16 protein-coding genes and 1 tRNA gene are annotated in these 15,475 nt (G+C 59.4%); 12 read left to right on the plus strand and 5 right to left on the minus strand.

What is annotated here, in order from left to right; all coding sequences use genetic code 11:
• The first annotated feature begins 26 nt into the window (after window positions 1-26).
• Both ABIB91_RS09050 and ABIB91_RS09055 read left to right on the plus strand, forming a co-directional pair.
• Window positions 27-383, plus strand: a complete 357-nt coding sequence (locus ABIB91_RS09050; RefSeq protein WP_007596151.1) for a hypothetical protein — start codon at window positions 27-29, stop codon at window positions 381-383.
• A 310-nt stretch (window positions 384-693) separates the two neighbouring features.
• Window positions 694-770, plus strand: a tRNA-Met gene (locus ABIB91_RS09055).
• A 302-nt stretch (window positions 771-1,072) separates the two neighbouring features.
• On the opposite strand, the gene ABIB91_RS09060 is transcribed toward ABIB91_RS09055, so the two are convergent.
• The 5 genes from ABIB91_RS09060 to ABIB91_RS09080 all read right to left on the minus strand — a co-directional run bounded on the left by ABIB91_RS09060 (window position 1,073) and on the right by ABIB91_RS09080 (window position 6,106).
• Entirely contained in the window at window positions 1,073-3,028 is a 1,956-nt protein-coding gene (locus ABIB91_RS09060) for a hypothetical protein (RefSeq protein ID WP_354160144.1), read from the minus strand.
• A complete protein-coding gene (locus tag ABIB91_RS09065; RefSeq protein ID WP_354160146.1) occupies window positions 3,025-3,597 on the minus strand; it encodes a hypothetical protein in 573 nt (190 codons plus the stop codon). The genes ABIB91_RS09060 and ABIB91_RS09065 overlap by 4 nt, the downstream gene beginning before the upstream one ends.
• A complete protein-coding gene (locus ABIB91_RS09070; RefSeq protein WP_354160148.1) occupies window positions 3,594-3,878 on the minus strand; it encodes a hypothetical protein in 285 nt (94 codons plus the stop codon). Before ABIB91_RS09070 ends, ABIB91_RS09065 begins: the two co-directional genes overlap by 4 nt.
• A gap of 316 nt (window positions 3,879-4,194) precedes the next feature.
• On the minus strand, window positions 4,195-4,668 hold the full coding sequence (locus ABIB91_RS09075) for a YkgB family protein (protein WP_354160527.1): 474 nt from the start codon (window positions 4,666-4,668) through the stop codon (window positions 4,195-4,197).
• 826 nt (window positions 4,669-5,494) lie between these two features.
• On the minus strand, window positions 5,495-6,106 hold the full coding sequence (locus ABIB91_RS09080) for a MarR family winged helix-turn-helix transcriptional regulator (protein ID WP_354160150.1): 612 nt from the start codon (window positions 6,104-6,106) through the stop codon (window positions 5,495-5,497).
• 141 nt (window positions 6,107-6,247) lie between these two features.
• On the opposite strand from ABIB91_RS09080, the gene ABIB91_RS09085 reads away from it, so the two are divergent.
• From ABIB91_RS09085 to ABIB91_RS09130, 10 genes are read left to right on the plus strand one after another with little or no spacing between them, the layout of a single operon-like run.
• Window positions 6,248-6,766: a flavin reductase family protein gene (locus tag ABIB91_RS09085; protein WP_354160152.1), complete on the plus strand. Its 519-nt coding sequence runs from the start codon at window positions 6,248-6,250 to the stop codon at window positions 6,764-6,766.
• 21 nt (window positions 6,767-6,787) lie between these two features.
• Window positions 6,788-8,257: a 4-hydroxyphenylacetate 3-hydroxylase family protein gene (locus ABIB91_RS09090; RefSeq protein WP_354160154.1), complete on the plus strand. Its 1,470-nt coding sequence runs from the start codon at window positions 6,788-6,790 to the stop codon at window positions 8,255-8,257.
• 16 nt (window positions 8,258-8,273) lie between these two features.
• Complete coding sequence (locus ABIB91_RS09095; protein WP_354160156.1) at window positions 8,274-8,654, plus strand: cupin; 381 nt, start codon at window positions 8,274-8,276, stop codon at window positions 8,652-8,654.
• Window positions 8,655-8,709: 55 nt separating this feature from the next.
• Window positions 8,710-10,098, plus strand: coding sequence for an ABC transporter substrate-binding protein (locus tag ABIB91_RS09100; protein WP_354160158.1), 1,389 nt, complete (start codon window positions 8,710-8,712; stop codon window positions 10,096-10,098).
• A 50-nt stretch (window positions 10,099-10,148) separates the two neighbouring features.
• Window positions 10,149-11,048, plus strand: a complete 900-nt coding sequence (locus ABIB91_RS09105; RefSeq protein ID WP_354160159.1) for a branched-chain amino acid ABC transporter permease — start codon at window positions 10,149-10,151, stop codon at window positions 11,046-11,048.
• Window positions 11,048-11,971: a branched-chain amino acid ABC transporter permease gene (locus ABIB91_RS09110; protein WP_354160161.1), complete on the plus strand. Its 924-nt coding sequence runs from the start codon at window positions 11,048-11,050 to the stop codon at window positions 11,969-11,971. The genes ABIB91_RS09105 and ABIB91_RS09110 overlap by 1 nt, the downstream gene beginning before the upstream one ends.
• The gene (locus ABIB91_RS09115; protein ID WP_354160163.1) at window positions 11,968-12,714 is read left to right on the plus strand and encodes an ABC transporter ATP-binding protein; all 747 of its coding nucleotides are present in this window, start codon (window positions 11,968-11,970) and stop codon (window positions 12,712-12,714) included. Before ABIB91_RS09110 ends, ABIB91_RS09115 begins: the two co-directional genes overlap by 4 nt.
• The gene (locus tag ABIB91_RS09120; RefSeq protein WP_354160165.1) at window positions 12,714-13,406 is read left to right on the plus strand and encodes an ABC transporter ATP-binding protein; all 693 of its coding nucleotides are present in this window, start codon (window positions 12,714-12,716) and stop codon (window positions 13,404-13,406) included. The genes ABIB91_RS09115 and ABIB91_RS09120 overlap by 1 nt, the downstream gene beginning before the upstream one ends.
• The gene (locus ABIB91_RS09125) at window positions 13,390-14,073 is read left to right on the plus strand and encodes a DUF2848 domain-containing protein (RefSeq protein WP_354160529.1); all 684 of its coding nucleotides are present in this window, start codon (window positions 13,390-13,392) and stop codon (window positions 14,071-14,073) included. Before ABIB91_RS09120 ends, ABIB91_RS09125 begins: the two co-directional genes overlap by 17 nt.
• On the plus strand, window positions 14,070-15,452 hold the full coding sequence (locus tag ABIB91_RS09130; protein ID WP_354160167.1) for an amidase family protein: 1,383 nt from the start codon (window positions 14,070-14,072) through the stop codon (window positions 15,450-15,452). Before ABIB91_RS09125 ends, ABIB91_RS09130 begins: the two co-directional genes overlap by 4 nt.
• The last annotated feature ends 23 nt before the right edge of the window (window positions 15,453-15,475 follow it).

Raw genomic sequence — 15,475 nt, forward strand, 5'->3', positions numbered from 1 at the left:
GCGCGCGCCCCGCGCGTTTCCCTCCCATGCGCACCACATCGAACATCATTCTGGCCAGCCTCCTGATCGCCGCCTCCGGCAGCGCGATCGCGCAGGCCCCGCCCGCCCCGGCGACGCCGCCGCAACAAACCGCGCCGCCATCCCCACAGCATGCGACGAATTGTACGCCGCAGGACCGCCCGAACCGCTCAGCCGACGGCACCACAACCGGCCAGTCCCGGGAACCGCTCGGCGACAAGCTGGCCAAATCGGACGGCGTGCTCTGCCCGCCCTCCGGCGTCGATCCCGAGATGCACGCCCCGGCGCCCAGCACGAACGGCGCCATGCCCGTGATCCCGCCCCCCGGCAGCCCCGGCGGGGATCCGACAGTAAGGCCGAAATAGCTTGTCGCGCCGAAGCCTTGGCGTAGGCGGAGCCTGTTCCGCATCCCCAATCTCGTCGTCATGCCCGGGCTCGTCCCGGGCATCCACGTTCTCGGCGGCAGCGAAGAAGTCCGTGGATGGCTGGGACAAGCCCGGCCATGACGGTGCGGCCGGAAATTAAGCTCAAAACAAGCCAATTCGTCTCCACCCGCGGCGATGTCCGCCGAAGCTTTCGCTAAGCGGAAGCGAAGGCGGATTGACAGCCCGCCGCCCTCTTCCTTATATGCCGCGCGTTCGCGAGATCGGCCTTGTCAGGCCCTCGCGACCCTGTGGCGGGGTAGCTCAGCTGGTTAGAGCACGGGAATCATAATCCTGGGGTCGGGGGTTCGAGTCCCTCTCCCGCTACCAAATCCAGCATAAGTCCTTGATTTCCCAGAGTTGGCCGATTGATGTTTCGCCACGAGGGATATCTCATTGATACATCCGAGCTGGTCGCTGATCAATTCTCATGACCGCACTGTGCAGCTCGTTGTGGCTGGTCGTTCTCGCCTCAAGCCGGGTCAGGACAGTTAAAAGCACATACGGAGAATATGTTCTTTGGTCGAAGGCGGTAACGCACCTCAAGGGTGCTATCGTCGGTCCGAAGCTCATCGTTCTACAAAGACGCTCGCTTCAGTGAAGCTCAGAACCGCTCCTAATTCATCTTGAGCTCAATTTCCGCGATAGTAGGGAATCAACGGCGGATTCTCGGGGTCGAGCGGTTTCATGTGTCGGTCCATCACGGTGACGTCGAGCCCCTTACCCGGAGCCGCAAACTCCTTGTCGATAAGAATAATCTGCGTTGCTTTGAGCTCGTTCGTACTCAAGTCGTAGAGCATGTCATAGAAGCTGTGAAACTGCTGTCTGTTCTCCCTCTCGCTGATGTTTTTCATCGGAGAGTCGATGATCAGCAGATTCGGAAGTGGCGCGCCGAGCTTCATCGTGAGCCTATGAAGCGCTATTGCAAAGCAACATTTGAACAATGTCTTCTTGCCGCCGCTGCTGAGCGTCGTGAAGGACGTCTCTCTTTCGTCATCAATGCCACCGCTACGAATGACGGGATAGAAATCTGCTTTCGAGATAACCACCTGATCCTTTGCAGAGATGCCCGGGACTTCAGCCCGTAACAGGCAATCGAGAAAGAGTCTCTTCAGCTCATCAAGGTTGGTCTCGTCCTCTTCCGCAGCAGCCTTGGCAGCGCGTAAGGCGACGCGGACCTTTGTTTCCTGTTCAACGATTTTCCCGAGCTGCTCGCTTTGCTCGTCGAGCAACCGCGGGAAGCGAGCAAGGCTATCAAGATTTGCGATGTTCTGCGCGATAGCCGCCCGCTCATGCTCCTTCGCCAAAACGGTCGACAGGTAGGCAGAGTCGTAGCGTGCAAGCGCTTCGTTGCGCTCGTGCTCTATCCGACGCTTGCGAAAGGCCAATTCTTCGCGTTGTCTTCGGTTCGCGGCTAGGGCGGCGTCGTGACGTTGCAAGATGTCTTTAAGTTCCGCCATCCGCTGTTTGAGGTCTCTCTCGATCAGTGCGGCTTCCTGCGGGTCGGCAACCTCGCTCACGTCGGGCTGAGCGCAGACATGACATAGCGGAGCGTGACGCTCCGGGAGTGCCTGGGTGCAACGCGGGCACGAGTTGAATTGAACGCCACTGAGCACCTCCCGTGCCGAACGAGAACGCTTGAAGCGCACCGAAAGAGTCTCAAGTTCATTGAGGTGACGCTGATCCCGATTCGCGCTGGCCGAAAGATCGGCCACGGCTTCATCGAGTTCGGCAATGGCTCTACCGAGCTCAAGCGCCGTGTCGCGGAGCTGATCAGCAGCATGATCGGTCAATTTCTCGAGGTCGGGTTGCGACCGGAGCGTCGAAATCTCATCACGGAGCTCTGCATCTCGTTCGCTTAAGACCTTCTGGCGCGCTCGAATCTCTATCTCGGTTTCGATCCCGACTTGCTTGAGCGCTCGGCGCAAGCTCTCAATAGTTGCAGCAATGCCAATGCGCTCACCCCGTAGCCGGTCAAGTTCCGCCTCAAGCTCGGCAACACGTTCATCATGAAAACCGATAATGTAGCGCAAAACATCGCGGCTTTTGAGCTGCTTGAAAGTGTCCCCGCCACGTTGCAGATGAAAGAAAGAACTGTCGATCTCGTCTTGGTCCAAATAACAGTACCATAGGAGGTCTCGGATCGAGAGCCGTGCACTGTCCGAGTCGTCCCGCTTCTTGCTTTTCCGCACTCGCGGAGGCGTTAGCCCAGACAGATGGAAAATGAGATCGGAGAGCGTTTCTACCTCTGTTCCTGGAAGGGCGATGCCAGCGGCCACTCTGGCGGGAAGTACTAATTGGATGGCGTCCGCCCCGCTCCCCCAGGAAGTAAGAACGTTATTGGCATCGCGCTCCCGCTCGATGGTCAAGGCTCCATTCTGCAGCTCCAGGGTAAGACTAGCTGCAACAAACTCGCTCTGCATCGCAGGAGAAAGCTCCACGCGCGCTCCAAGGCAATAGTCGATCATCTTCGCGATGCTGGATTTTCCGGCGCCCATCTGTCCCCAGAAGTAGGACAGATTGGTGAAGCGCTGCACGACGTCCTCTTGCCGAAAGGATAGACTTAACGCGGGAATGTTAAATTTCATGGCGAGAGCGCCTCTCCCCATTTCATATCTATGATTTCAGGTATCGTTTCGTAGACAAAATCCTTAAGGCGCGTCGCGTTCATTGAACCGACAGCCGCAACTGTAAGGTCGCTCCGGCGCGCGACGTCGACGTTGAGCGGATCTTGCCGAAGTAGGGCCGCGACCTCGCGTCCCTTATCCGTCAGGCCGATCTCAATCGTATTGCCCGTAACGCCAAGCATGACGAGACCGCGCGCATGGAGGAGGCCAAGCCAACGCCGATAGCGAGCATCCCAAGGACCATACCGAAACCGTATCATCTTGGCTTCGATCGATGTCCGCTCGCGCGGAAGGACTTGTACCTTTTCCGCGCCCTTATCCAAACGCAACAGCACGCGCTCAAGGCTCGTCGGATAACGAACCAAATAGTCTAGCTTCGCGAGTTTTGTAATGCCCTCGACCGCCTTGGCTTTCGTTTCCGGCGTCTTCTTTCTGACGTCGGCGCTTTGAAGAAGGATCAAAAGTCGCGACATATGCAACTCGTCGCGATTCTCCATTTCAGCAAGCGTTTTCACGAGGCGCAAGCTCATCCCGGCTCTCCCGAAACGAGGTCAAAGCGATCGCTCCACCAAACGCGGCACTCGCTCGTGAAGAGACCCGTCACGCCAACAAGGCAGTCATATCCATGATGTCCGATTTGCTCGGCATGGTCGATTGCCGCGGCCTTTAGCCGGTTTTGCGCCTCGATCATCATTTCCGGCCCGAAGGTGGCGCCTTCCACTCGCGTCCGAAGGTGAGCTTCACTAACGGCACCGAGGACCACTTGTTCAATCTGCGTCTGCAGTGCCGGGTAGGCCGCCGGTCGACGCATGATATCCTCCATGAGCGCGAATTTCTGTCATACGAGTACGGACGGCCCGAACGGCGCTTTCGTTTTCCGAAGTTGTGCGCTTGCGTCGGAATGCGTCGCCGATATCCCGGGCAAAAATTGTAGGGACTCGGGAAGCTGTGCGCGATCTACGGGATCGAGCTTGAGAATCACCATCGAGCATTATCTGACGCGAGGGCAGCGGCTCATCTGTTGAATTTAATCAATAAGAAGCGCGAAGGCGGCGTCTCGGCAGACGCCGAGCAGGCTGCTTAGTTGCATTCTGGACAGGTGTCGCCCGTGCCCTCAAGGACTTCGGTCAGCGCAAGGTTCGCGGCAATGACGCGAGAAATAGCACTACGCATACGCACAGTAGAACTATATCCTTGAACAGGAACTCTCCCGCCAAATTCCAGGCCATCGGATCGGTCGAAAGGCTCCACTTCACGACGCCGGGTGTCGTAAAGAAGAAAGACCACGTAATAGCGAAAGTAACCACGCCGAGGAGCGACCCCAAAGCTGAAAGAAGTGGGCTGAACGCGCCTGCTACGAGCATCGCCGCAATAACGAACTCCGCAACTCCCAAGAAGTAAGCCTCGCCTCTCAAGCCGAGCACGGACAGCCAGGAAATGAAGGGGCTGTTGGTTATGAATTGCGCGATGCCTTGTGCCGATTGGGGTGTAAACTTCTGCATTCCGAACGACACGAATATGACAACCATGACCCACCTCAGGATGCCCAGCAATCGATAAGATCCCGTGCCTCTTTCGGCAATATTGAACATTTCATTCATCAGAGCGCTCACCTCTAGTTGTCGCGCTGCGATCTTCTGCATCACAGGCTACACTCTGTACGCAGGCTTCATCGACCCGTTACGCGCGGGGCTGTTGATGAAGGGTCACAATATTGTGCAAAGCCCGTTGGGAATAAGATGTATCGCTCTGCCGCGAGACGGCTTCAAGCCCAGATTGCCGCTTCTGGTCCATGGCTGACCTAAGCGCTCGCTCTTGCGATATCCGCAAGTGACCGACTGTGTTGAAGCAAGCGCCACGGGCATGGTCGACGTGGTGGTCCTGAAACTGGCCTGCATCTGAACTCTAAACATGCGGATTACGGTCCGACGCTTACTTCGTTGGCTAGTCTGCACGAGCCGATACATCCAAAAGGCTTGCTACATCGCGGTGGCAAGAAGGCAAGGACCTCCGAGACGCTCCCACAGCAAAGGCCCGTGTCATCTCAAGGCGGATGAGAGCACCACGTCGATAAGGCGCTGACGTAGGAACGTACGGGCCATTTGCATAATGGTCGGGCTGTAGGCGTCCAACGATTTGTCCAGCGAAACCTCCAACAAGATTCGATATCGTGTCGTAAGACATCGTTTTATATGGTGTAATCGATGGGTGCTAAGCGCCTCCCCCGCTCCGCTCGGGGCTCTTCACCGCTCCAGCACAATAAGCCTTGTTACGGCAAGCACTTCCGCAATTTTGGGAAAGCGACACAGTCGTCCCACGGCGAAATCCGTACAACGGCTGTACAAATCTTGCCGGGGTTCAATGGTGGACCATTGCTGCAGCTCATTGAGCGACGGCTTCACTAGCTAATCAATCGCCCTATTGGCGTTACCGACTGTTACGAAGCGTCGCTCGCGGCTTTTTGCGGGAGGTCGGCAAATTCGGTCCGGAAGCCCGCTGATCCTCCTGAAACTTGAGCGTCGCTTGAACATGTTCGGCGAGCTTCAACGCGCTATCGGCGTTCGCAGCAAGACGAGACAGCAGCTGGGACAACACTTTGAACTCCTCGCGCGTCAACACCCCAAACAACGCGTCGTTGACTGGACGTTGCAGGGCGGCAAGGCTGATCAATTGATCCACTCCGTGTTGGGTGAGGGCAAGTTGTACCCGCCGACCATCGCCCGGATGGGGGGTCTTCTGGATCAGGCCGTCGGAAACCAGCTTGTTGATCTCGTTGGTAACGAAGGCGCCGCTTAGATACAGCCTTTCGGCGACCTGATTGACCCCCATCGGCTCCTCCGCCGTTGAATTCTTGATTGCGATGAGGATCAGATACTGGGTGGGCGACAGGCCGGCAAAGCTCGCGAACGTTTCACGGGCGGATTCCAGGCTGCGTCCGAACGCGAAATAGTCGTAGAGGAGACCGCGAAACGTGCGGTCCCCATTTTTGTCGAGCAGCTCAAGCTTCGACGCTGTCAAAAGCGCATCGACCACGGTCATTCTCCCCCGCGAACGGCATTTCGCTGGTTTTCTCTAAAAAGCATGCATGTGCCCCCGCAGCAAGGGGCTTGACATCCTCAAATAGCTTTGTCAGAAAGCTAGTTGAAAATTGTAAATCGGGCAGGACAGCGAGGTTGCCCCATGGAGGACCGTGCATTCAGGCGCGCGCTCGGCGAATTCGCCACTGGCGTTGCGGTGGTGACCGCGCGCGGCAAGGGCGAAGAGCTTATCGGCGTGACCATGAGTTCGTTCAACGCCGTCTCACTCGATCCGCCGCTCGTTCTTTTCAGTGTCGACCGCAAGGCGCGCAGCCTGCCTGCGATGCTCGATGCCAAGGGCTTTGCGGTGAACATCCTGGCGCGCGACCAGGAAAGCATCTCCAACCAGTTTGCGCGCGCCCTCTCCGACAAATGGGACCAGGTGAAGATATCGGTCGGTCATGCCGAGGCCCCGCTGATCTCAGGCGCGATGGTCCATTTCGAATGCGCGACCTACGCGAACTATGACGGAGGCGACCACGTCATCTTCGTCGTCCGCGTCGTCCGCCACACGACCCGCCCTGAGGCCGCTAAACCCCTGATCTTCTTTCGTGGTCGATATCGCGATCTCATCGATGAATCCGAGCGCGAGCCGACCTGGCCGCTTCCCATTCATTACTAAATTCGAACCGGAGGAACCGCGATGCGTAGCGCAAAAGAATATTTGTCAGGCCTGAAGGATGGCCGCACCATCTACATCAACGGAGCGTCGGTCGGCGATGTGACAACGCACCATGCCTTCCGCAATCTCGCCGGTTCGATGGCGGGTCTGTTCGACTTTGCTGGCGCTTCCGAGAATGCGGATCTGATGACTTTCACGACGGACGCCGGGCGTGCCAACCGCATCTGGCAGCTGCCGGCGACCTACGCTGATCTCGTCAAGCGACGGAAGGCGCTTGAGGCTTGGGCTGCGTTGCATGCAGGCTTCATGGGCCGCGCTCCGGATCACGTCGCATCCTGCATTTCCGGACTCTACATGGGGTTGGACGTCTTCAAGGACTACGATCCGGCCCGCGCCGGCGCGCTCGAGAGCTACTACCACCATGCGCGCGATAACGATCTCTACCTCACCTACGTCATCATCAATCCGCAGGCGGACCGTTCGAAGGGTGCGGCCGAACAGGCGGACCCGTTCCTGACCGCTGGCGTCGTCGATCGCGATGCCGAAGGCATTACGATCCGTGGTGCCAAGATGCTGGCCACCGGCGGCGTCGTTGCCGACGAGGTCTTCGTCACGACCATCCAGCCGATGCGCCCAGGTGAGGAACGCTACGCGATGTCCTTCGCGATTCCGATGAGTACGAAGGGCCTCAAGATGCTGTCACGCAAATCGTACGAAGATGCGGCGGGCGCGGTGTTCGACAATCCCCTGTCCAGCCGGTTCGACGAGAACGATTCCGTTCTTTATTTCGACGACGTGAAGGTGCCGTGGGACCGCGTCTTCGTCGAAGGTAATGTAGAAATGTGTCAGAAGCAGTTTCATGCCACGCCTTGTCACGTGTACCAGAACTATCAGGCGATGGTTCGGCTGAGCGTGAAGCTGAAGTTTCTGACGGGTCTGGCGCATCGGATCGCCGAGATGAACGGCGTCACACAGTTCCCACAGGTGCGCGAGATGCTGGGTCAACTCGCGGCGGAGACCGGCATGGTGGACGCGCTGGTCGCAGCCATGGAGGCGAAAGGCACACAGGTTGGTCCTTATTTCATCCCGGACCGGCACACGCTCTATTCCGCACAGGTGCTCACGCAACAACTGTACGCGCATGTGCTCAACACGCTGCGCGAACTCGCCGGCGGCGGCATGATCATGCTGCCCTCCTCAGTTGCCGACTTTGCCAACCCGGACATTGCGGCGTTGATCGGCAAAACGCAGCAGTCGCCGAAGGCCAACTCACATGATCGCGTGAAGTTCTACAAGCTCGCCTGGGATGCCGTGGGCTCCGAGTTCGGATCGCGTCATCAGCAATACGAGATGTTCTACTCCGGCGCGACCTTCGTCACCAAGGGACACTCCTATCGCACCTATGACTGGGCCGGCGCCGATCGGCTGGTCCAGGGCATGCTCGATTCCTACGACCTCAATGGCGTCTCATCCACCAGCAAAGCCGCCTGAATCACGGAGACCACACATGTCTGTCAACAAGAAGCACGACGAATTCCACGCGCTCGACATGAGCGTCGGTTGGGAAGTGCCGGCCGGCTACCCGGCGGGAATCCAGCAGAAGATCTTGGCGGGCGGACTCGACGAGGGCAACCGGCGCGGAACGCGCACCCGGCTGCTGCGCTTCGCGCCGGGTGCCTACACGACCTCGCCATTCTCACACAAGTACTGGGAAGAGGTCTATCTCGTCTCGGGTGACCTGATCGTCGGGAATGACGAGAAGGGGGAGGGCGGTGAGAGTTTCCGACCGAACACCTATGCCTGTCGGCCACCGCACGCCCCGCATGGGCCGTTCAAGTCCGTCAACGGATGCCTGCTTTTGGAGATGCACTACTTTGATCCGGTTTAATGCGGGTTGGCAATCGCCAACAACGTCCATTGGCCGACCAAGGGGAAGAACAGTTATGGTGTTCAAAGATATTTCCATTGCAGTTGTGCGTTGCGGGTCGTCACTTCGTTTGCTCTTCAGATTGGATCGCGGACTACCGCGGGCCAATCTTCGGCTGGTGGTCGACGGTCTCGCGGGTGCACTCGCGTTCGGAGTGGTGGCGACAACTCCAGTTGCGGCGCAGGAGAAGCCGAGTTCGGTCGGGCTGGGTATCTTCACCTTCACATCTGGTCCCGCAGCTGCCTTTGGCTTGCCAGGAAAAAATGCAGCCGACCTAATGATCGAACAGATCAATGCTGAAGGCGGTATCGCGGGCGTGCCGGTGAGTGCGACCTATGTCGACGAAGGGCAAGGAACGCAGGGCGTCATAGCCGAATATCGGCGCTTGGCCGGTGAGGCAAAGAATCAGGTGCTAATTGCGGCGTTGTCGAGCGCTAACTGCTTGGCGCTGGCCCCCCTCGCTGAACAGTTAGAGGTTCCAACCGTAGCCTGGAACTGTGATACTCACCAACTTCTGGTCGACGGAAAAAGCAAATATATGTTCCGTCCGAACGGCAACACCGTACCTGAATTCATCGCCTACGCGCTCTATGTTTTGGAGCGCAAGCCAAACATGAAGACGGTTGCCATCATCAATCCGGACTACGCCTTTGGCCATGACGCAGCCAAGATTTTCACAGCAGCGCTGAAGGCGTTGAAACCCGACGTTGAGATCGTCGCCGAACTATATCCCAAACTCGGCTCGCCAAACTATCAGACGGAAATTTCGCGCCTTACTGCCGCGCGCCCGGATGTCGTCTTTTCCAACCTCTGGGGTGCGGATCTCGAAAACTTCGTGCGCCAGGCCGCACCGCGCGGGCTTTTCACCTCCAGCCAGGTGATCCTCGCCGTCGGCGAAACTGTGCTGCAACGCGTTCCGTTGCCCGACGGTGTGATTATTGGTGTTTTGGGTGATGGCTGGTGGATGTCGCCGGATGCCAAGGCCAATCCCGAGACCGCCAAATTTGCTGAAGCATACAAGACTCGCTTTGGAGAGTATCCGGTTTCCCCATCCATTAAGATGGCCAATACCTTGGTGTACGTGAAGGAAGCCTATAAGGCCGCGATGTTGAAGAATGGCGGCAAGTGGCCGACGCGATCAGAACTCGCAAGCGCCATGCAGGGGAGCAAGGTCGCGACCCTGACTGGCACTGTGCAAACCCGCGCCGACAATGACGGGCTTGCCGACCAGATTGTCGGCGTCACTGTGAAAACGCCAGCGTATCCGTTCCCAGTAATTGGCGACATGGTCCGTTACAAGGGCGATAGCCTGATGCCGCAGGTCGGTCAGGATCCACTTGCTTGGATTTCGACGCTGACGCCGGAGTTCACGAAGACACTGCCTAAGCCGGGAAGCTACAATTAAACAACGATGGTCACCCGCTTGCTTTCTCCTATCACGTGAGGCGTAAGCCGATGTCAAATGCGATCGTTCCCTTGTTAGTGGATAGCCTTGCAAGCGCCGCGTTGATCTTCTTCGCGGCAGTTGGCCTGACCTTGGTGTTCAGTGTGCTGCGCGTCCTCAACGTAGCTCACGGGAGTCTCTATTCGATTGGAGGTTATGTCGCCGCGTCGATCTGCTTGTTCATTGCGAGCCGGCAGCTCAACCCATACCTGTCGTTTGCGGCGCTGTTCTTCAGCGCCGTCTTCGTCGCGGCGATTTTCGGTCCGTTGATCGAGCGCAGCCTGGTTCGCTGGACCTACGGGAAGTCGGAAGCCGTCCAGATACTGGTCACCTTTGGGCTGTTTCTCATTCTGGAAGATCTGCAGCGCATCATCTTTGGCGTGCAATCCTTCTACGAGGATACACCGATGCGATTGCTCGGCATTTCAAGCATTGGAGGGATCGTCTACCTGAATTACCAGATCGTGTTGATTGTGATGGCCCTGCTGGTCGTGATCGGCCTGCGGCTGCTGATCAACCACACTCGGCTCGGGCGCCTGGTTACGGCCGTCGTAACCGATCGGGAGATGGCACAGTCGATTGGCATCGACACCAACAAGATATTTATCCTGGCCTTCTCGCTCGGCGTATTCCTTGCGGCGCTGGGAGGAGCCTTGGCGACTCCCACGTCCGGCGTCGCGCCGGGACTTGGCGCTGACACTATGGTGCTCGCCTTTGCGGTGGCGGCGATCGGTGGCCTCGGACAGATCGAAGGCGCCGCAGTGGCTTCGCTGATCGTCGGCCTGGCACGCGTCCTCGCGATCTATCTGGCGCCTTCGCTGGACGCGGTCGCGCCCTATTTGGCAATGTTGGTCGTTCTCCTGATCCGCCCTTACGGCCTGTTCGGATCGATGACGGTGCGGAGAATATGATGCGCACAATCCTTACTGCGGGCGCGATCCTCACCCTCGCCGTGCTTCCAATCTTTGCCCCATGGTTGCAATTCGTGCTGACACTTGCAATCGCCAAGGGCTTGGCGGCGCTCGGTGTTGCGGTTCTCCTCCGCGGCGGACTGATCTCGATCGGTCATGCCATGTTCTTTGCCGCGAGCGCCTATAGCGTTGCATTTTTGGCACGGGCTGGCGTTAATGATTTCGGGGTGCTCTTGGTTCTCGCTGTGCTGACCGCCGCGCTAGTGGGAGCCGTGGCAGGTTCGTTCCTCGTTCGCTATCGCGCGATCTTCTTCGCGATGCTGAATCTCGCCGTCTCCATGGTATTCTACGCGCTGTGCGCCAAGCTTTACGGCGTCACCGGCGGGACTGACGGCATGCCCATCCCGATTCCCGGTATCTTCGGCATCGCAATGGCCGAGCCTGTCTTCAAGAGCGTTCTGTTCTATCTGAGCCTGATGCTGATGGTGCTGGTCGGCTTTGCTGTTCAGCGCTACCTGAACAGCCCGTTGGGTCATGCGCTGTCGGCCGTCCATACCAATGAAATCCGGCTTGAATATCTCGGGATTCCGGTCTGGGCAGTTCTCCTGGTCGCCTACGTCATTTCGGCGGCACTGGCCGGGCTCGGCGGCGCAATTGGGGGATTCGCGATCGGTCGTGTTGTGCCAGAGTTAGCATTCTGGACCGCGTCCGGGCATCTCGTGCTAATCGCAGTGCTTGGCGGGATCGGTGGCGTGCCCGGCGCATTTCTTGGCGCACTGTTCCTGGAGTTGCTTCATAGCGTAGCAGCCAGCGTGACCGACGCTTGGAATCTGATCGTAGGCATGGCGCTGATCATCGCGATCATGTTCATGCCGCAAGGACTCTATGGGCTGTTCTCGCGCAAGGAGGCGTCGAGCCTATGAAGCAGCCTATTCTCGAGGCCAAGGATCTTCACGTCAGCTTCAACGGGGTCAAGGCCGCGGATGGTGTGAGCATCGCGATTCACGAAGGTGAGTGTCTCGCGATCATCGGACCAAACGGATCTGGCAAGACGACGCTGCTCAACATCTGTACCGGCTATATCAGGCCGAGATCGGGTAGTGTGCAGCTCGACGGCCGAGATATCACCCGGCTTTCGCCGCGCGCCATCGCGCGCCGCGGCGTCGCGCGGGCCTTCCAGATTCCGCAGCTGTTCTCGGCGCAGCGCGTGATCGAGAATATGATGCTGGCGCTGGCGGCCAACGAAGGCCTGTGGAGCGCGGCCCGCCCGCTGGAGACGGCCGCGCGGCGCGGGGAGGCGGAAGCGCTGCTCGGCCTGGTTGGCCTTGCCGACGACGCTGAGCGGATCAGCAGCACCTTGCCCGAGGGGCATCGTAAGCTCTTGGACATCGCGGTCGCGCTGGCGCTCAAGCCACGGCTCTTGTTGCTGGACGAGCCGACCAGTGGCGTTAGCGCGCTGGAGCGGTTCCCGCTGATGGAAGCGCTGATGAATGCGTTACGCCAGCGCCGGATCACGGCGCTATTCGTCGAGCACGATATGGACGTGGTCGCGCGCTACGCGAGCCGCGTCCTGGTCTGGAACTCCGGTAACATCATGGCCGAAGGGCGGCCCGACGAAGTGTTCAGCAATGTGCAGGTTCGCGAACGCGTCGTAGGGGTGGCGTGATGCTGAGCCTCGACAGGGTCAACGTATCGATTGAGGGCGTTCGCGTGCTGCGCGGGGTCAGCTGCGACATCCTCGAGAGCAGGACGACGGTGCTGATCGGCCGCAACGGTGCGGGCAAGACCACGACGCTACGCGCGATCATGGGTCTTCTCGACCTCGACGGCGGTTCCATCCGTCTCGACGAGGATGACCTCGGCCGCATGCCGGCCCATCATCGTGCTCGCTCCGGGATCGGCTATGCGCCCGAGGATCGCCGCCTGATTCCCGAGTTAAGCGTGCAAGAGAACATTCGCCTTCCGGGTCTAGCGCTAAAGCTAGACAGAGCGGAGATCGCGCACAGGCTTGACGAGGTCTATGGCTTGCTTCCCGAATTGCATGTCATGCGAGCAAGGCCGGCCGGCGGCGTCTCCGGCGGGCAAGGCAAGATGGTGGCGCTCGGCCGTGCACTGACAGTCGCGCGCAAGGTGTTGCTGCTCGATGAACCGTTCCAGGGCCTGGCCCCGGCGCTGGCGCTCGACTATGCGCGCACGCTCGGCGAGTTGCGCAAGCGCCGCCCCGAGCTTGCCCTGCTGATCACCGAATCGTCGCCGGCGTTGCTGGACCGGATCGCCGATCGGACGCTGCAGATCGAGCGTGGCGAAATCCTCTCGACATCGACCAAGGATAGGGAAGCGCATGTTGCTGCAGTTTGACCGCATCGCAAAAGACCGGACCGACCATGTCGGCGTCGAGATCAATGCCCTCGTCATCGCGGGGTGGGCGGGCCGAGACGCAGCGGCGATCGAACATCACATCGAAGAACTCGCAGCGCTCGGCATTCCACGTCCCTCGACGACACCGCTCTACTACCGCGTTGCGGCGCAGATATTGACGCAGGAAGCCAGCCTGACCGTGCTGGGCCAAGATAGCTCGGGTGAAGTGGAGCCGATCGTGGTCGCGATGGCCGACGGGCTTTGGATTGGCATAGGATCCGACCATACCGATCGCAGGGCCGAGGCATCGGGCATCGCGCTGTCGAAGCAACTCTGCGGCAAGCCAGTCGGCGCGCAGCTTTGGTCCTACCCCGATATCGAGGGGCATTGGGATCAACTGATGCTGCGGTCATGGGCCACCATCGATGGAAAGCGCGTGCTCTATCAGGAGAGCCCGGTTTCCTCCCTGCGCACACCGCGCGATCTGATCCGCCGCCACACGGGCGCGGACACGCTGCCCGCCGGCACGCTGATGTTTTGCGGCACGCCTGGCACGATCGGTGGCATTCGGCCGGGGACGCGGTTCGAGATGGAGCTGCAGGACCCTGTCCTCAATCGTGCACTCACGTATGGCTATGAAGTTGCCGCGCTGCCGATCATCTCTTGATCGCCACACCCAAGAACCGTTCGGAAGCAATGACAGACACGCGAGCCAATGCAAGTCCTTCGGCCGTCGCGCGGCTCGAGCTGACACTTGACCGCATTCGGTCGCTCGAGATGGAGGGCAGCAGGTCCTTTACCGCCGTCTTTGCCGACAGTGCGCAGCGGGAGGCCGAGGCAGCAGACCAGCGCGCCGCCGCCGGGTCGACGCGCGGACCGCTTGACGGTCGCATCGTCTCAGTGAAGGCATTATTCGACGTTGCGGGCACAGTGACAAGCGCGGGCTCCGCTGTGTTGCGTCGCCTGCCAGTCGCGGCTCGTGACTCTGCCGTCGTGGCGAATCTGCGCGCGGCGGGTGCGATCATCGTTGGCAAAACCCAGATGACCGAGTTTGCCTTCTCCGCACTTGGCACGAACCCGCACGACGGCGTGCCAGGCAATCCGCGCGACCGCAACCGTGCGCCCGGAGGTTCGTCGTCGGGGGCCGTGGTGTCGGTGGTCGACGGCATGGCTGAGATCGCCATTGGTAGTGATACCGGTGGATCAATCAGGATCCCCGCGGCGCTATCGGGAGCGATCGGCTTCAAACCGACGAGCGGTCTCGTGCCGACGGTTGGCGCTTTCTCGCTGTCATCGAGTCTTGACACGATTGGCCCGATCGCCTTGAGCGTTTCGGATTGCGCGGCCGCCGACATGGTGCTGTCGGGACAGCGAACGCCGTCAGGACTGCGGCCCGCGTCTCTCGGGACCTTCTCTCTCAGCGTTGCCCGCGGTCGGATCTTTGAGCGCTGTGAGCCGGAGGTGGTTAATGCGTTCGAACACGCAATCCAGCGGCTGCGGTCCTACGGCGTGCGGATTGCGGAGAGATCAATCGACGCAGCTCTCGACGACCTTGCGCAGATCGATAGGATAGGAACGTTTCCATCCATCGAAGTCGCCGCAACGCTGCGCGACCTCGGGCTTGAGAGTCTCGATGGGGTCGATCCGAAAACCCGGGTTCGCATCGAGGCGGGTGAGGGCATCCTCGCTGTCGACTATGTGCGCATGATGCGGCTTCGCCGCGCCGCCGTACAATCCTTCGAGCAGTCCTTCGCTGCGAACGAAGTCCTCATTCTGCCAACGACACCGATCCGCGCGCCGCTTTTGTCGGCGGTTGAGGACGATGCGACATTTCATGAGCTCAATGGGCTTGTCCTCCGCAACCCTCGCATCGCCAATCTTCTTGACTGCCCCTCGATTTCGCTTCCCTTACCCCTCGACGGTCTACCCGTCGGATTGATGCTGATTGGCCGCAGGAACACGGACCGGCGCCTGTTGGAGACTGCGTCCACCGTCGATTCAATGTTGCAACGTGGCGGGCACGCCAACGACATCGAACCGTTCTGATCAAAGAATTGAAGTAAAGGGAA

It is taken from the genome of Bradyrhizobium sp. JR4.3 (genome assembly GCF_040547695.1).
Lineage (GTDB): Bacteria > Pseudomonadota > Alphaproteobacteria > Rhizobiales > Xanthobacteraceae > Bradyrhizobium > Bradyrhizobium canariense.

Excerpts from the sequence above, each read along its gene's own strand:
- ABIB91_RS09050 (WP_007596151.1), top strand. The coding sequence starts at position 27 with ATGCGCACCACATCGAACATCATTCTGGCCAGCCTCCTGATCGCCGCC.
- ABIB91_RS09060 (WP_354160144.1), bottom strand. The coding sequence starts at position 3,028 with ATGAAATTTAACATTCCCGCGTTAAGTCTATCCTTTCGGCAAGAGGAC.
- ABIB91_RS09065 (WP_354160146.1), bottom strand. The coding sequence starts at position 3,597 with ATGAGCTTGCGCCTCGTGAAAACGCTTGCTGAAATGGAGAATCGCGAC.
- ABIB91_RS09070 (WP_354160148.1), bottom strand. The coding sequence starts at position 3,878 with ATGCGTCGACCGGCGGCCTACCCGGCACTGCAGACGCAGATTGAACAA.
- ABIB91_RS09075 (WP_354160527.1), bottom strand. The coding sequence starts at position 4,668 with ATGAATGAAATGTTCAATATTGCCGAAAGAGGCACGGGATCTTATCGA.
- ABIB91_RS09080 (WP_354160150.1), bottom strand. The coding sequence starts at position 6,106 with ATGACCGTGGTCGATGCGCTTTTGACAGCGTCGAAGCTTGAGCTGCTC.
- ABIB91_RS09085 (WP_354160152.1), top strand. The coding sequence starts at position 6,248 with ATGGAGGACCGTGCATTCAGGCGCGCGCTCGGCGAATTCGCCACTGGC.
- ABIB91_RS09090 (WP_354160154.1), top strand. The coding sequence starts at position 6,788 with ATGCGTAGCGCAAAAGAATATTTGTCAGGCCTGAAGGATGGCCGCACC.
- ABIB91_RS09095 (WP_354160156.1), top strand. The coding sequence starts at position 8,274 with ATGTCTGTCAACAAGAAGCACGACGAATTCCACGCGCTCGACATGAGC.
- ABIB91_RS09100 (WP_354160158.1), top strand. The coding sequence starts at position 8,710 with ATGGTGTTCAAAGATATTTCCATTGCAGTTGTGCGTTGCGGGTCGTCA.
- ABIB91_RS09105 (WP_354160159.1), top strand. The coding sequence starts at position 10,149 with ATGTCAAATGCGATCGTTCCCTTGTTAGTGGATAGCCTTGCAAGCGCC.
- ABIB91_RS09110 (WP_354160161.1), top strand. The coding sequence starts at position 11,048 with ATGCGCACAATCCTTACTGCGGGCGCGATCCTCACCCTCGCCGTGCTT.
- ABIB91_RS09115 (WP_354160163.1), top strand. The coding sequence starts at position 11,968 with ATGAAGCAGCCTATTCTCGAGGCCAAGGATCTTCACGTCAGCTTCAAC.
- ABIB91_RS09120 (WP_354160165.1), top strand. The coding sequence starts at position 12,714 with ATGCTGAGCCTCGACAGGGTCAACGTATCGATTGAGGGCGTTCGCGTG.
- ABIB91_RS09125 (WP_354160529.1), top strand. The coding sequence starts at position 13,390 with ATGTTGCTGCAGTTTGACCGCATCGCAAAAGACCGGACCGACCATGTC.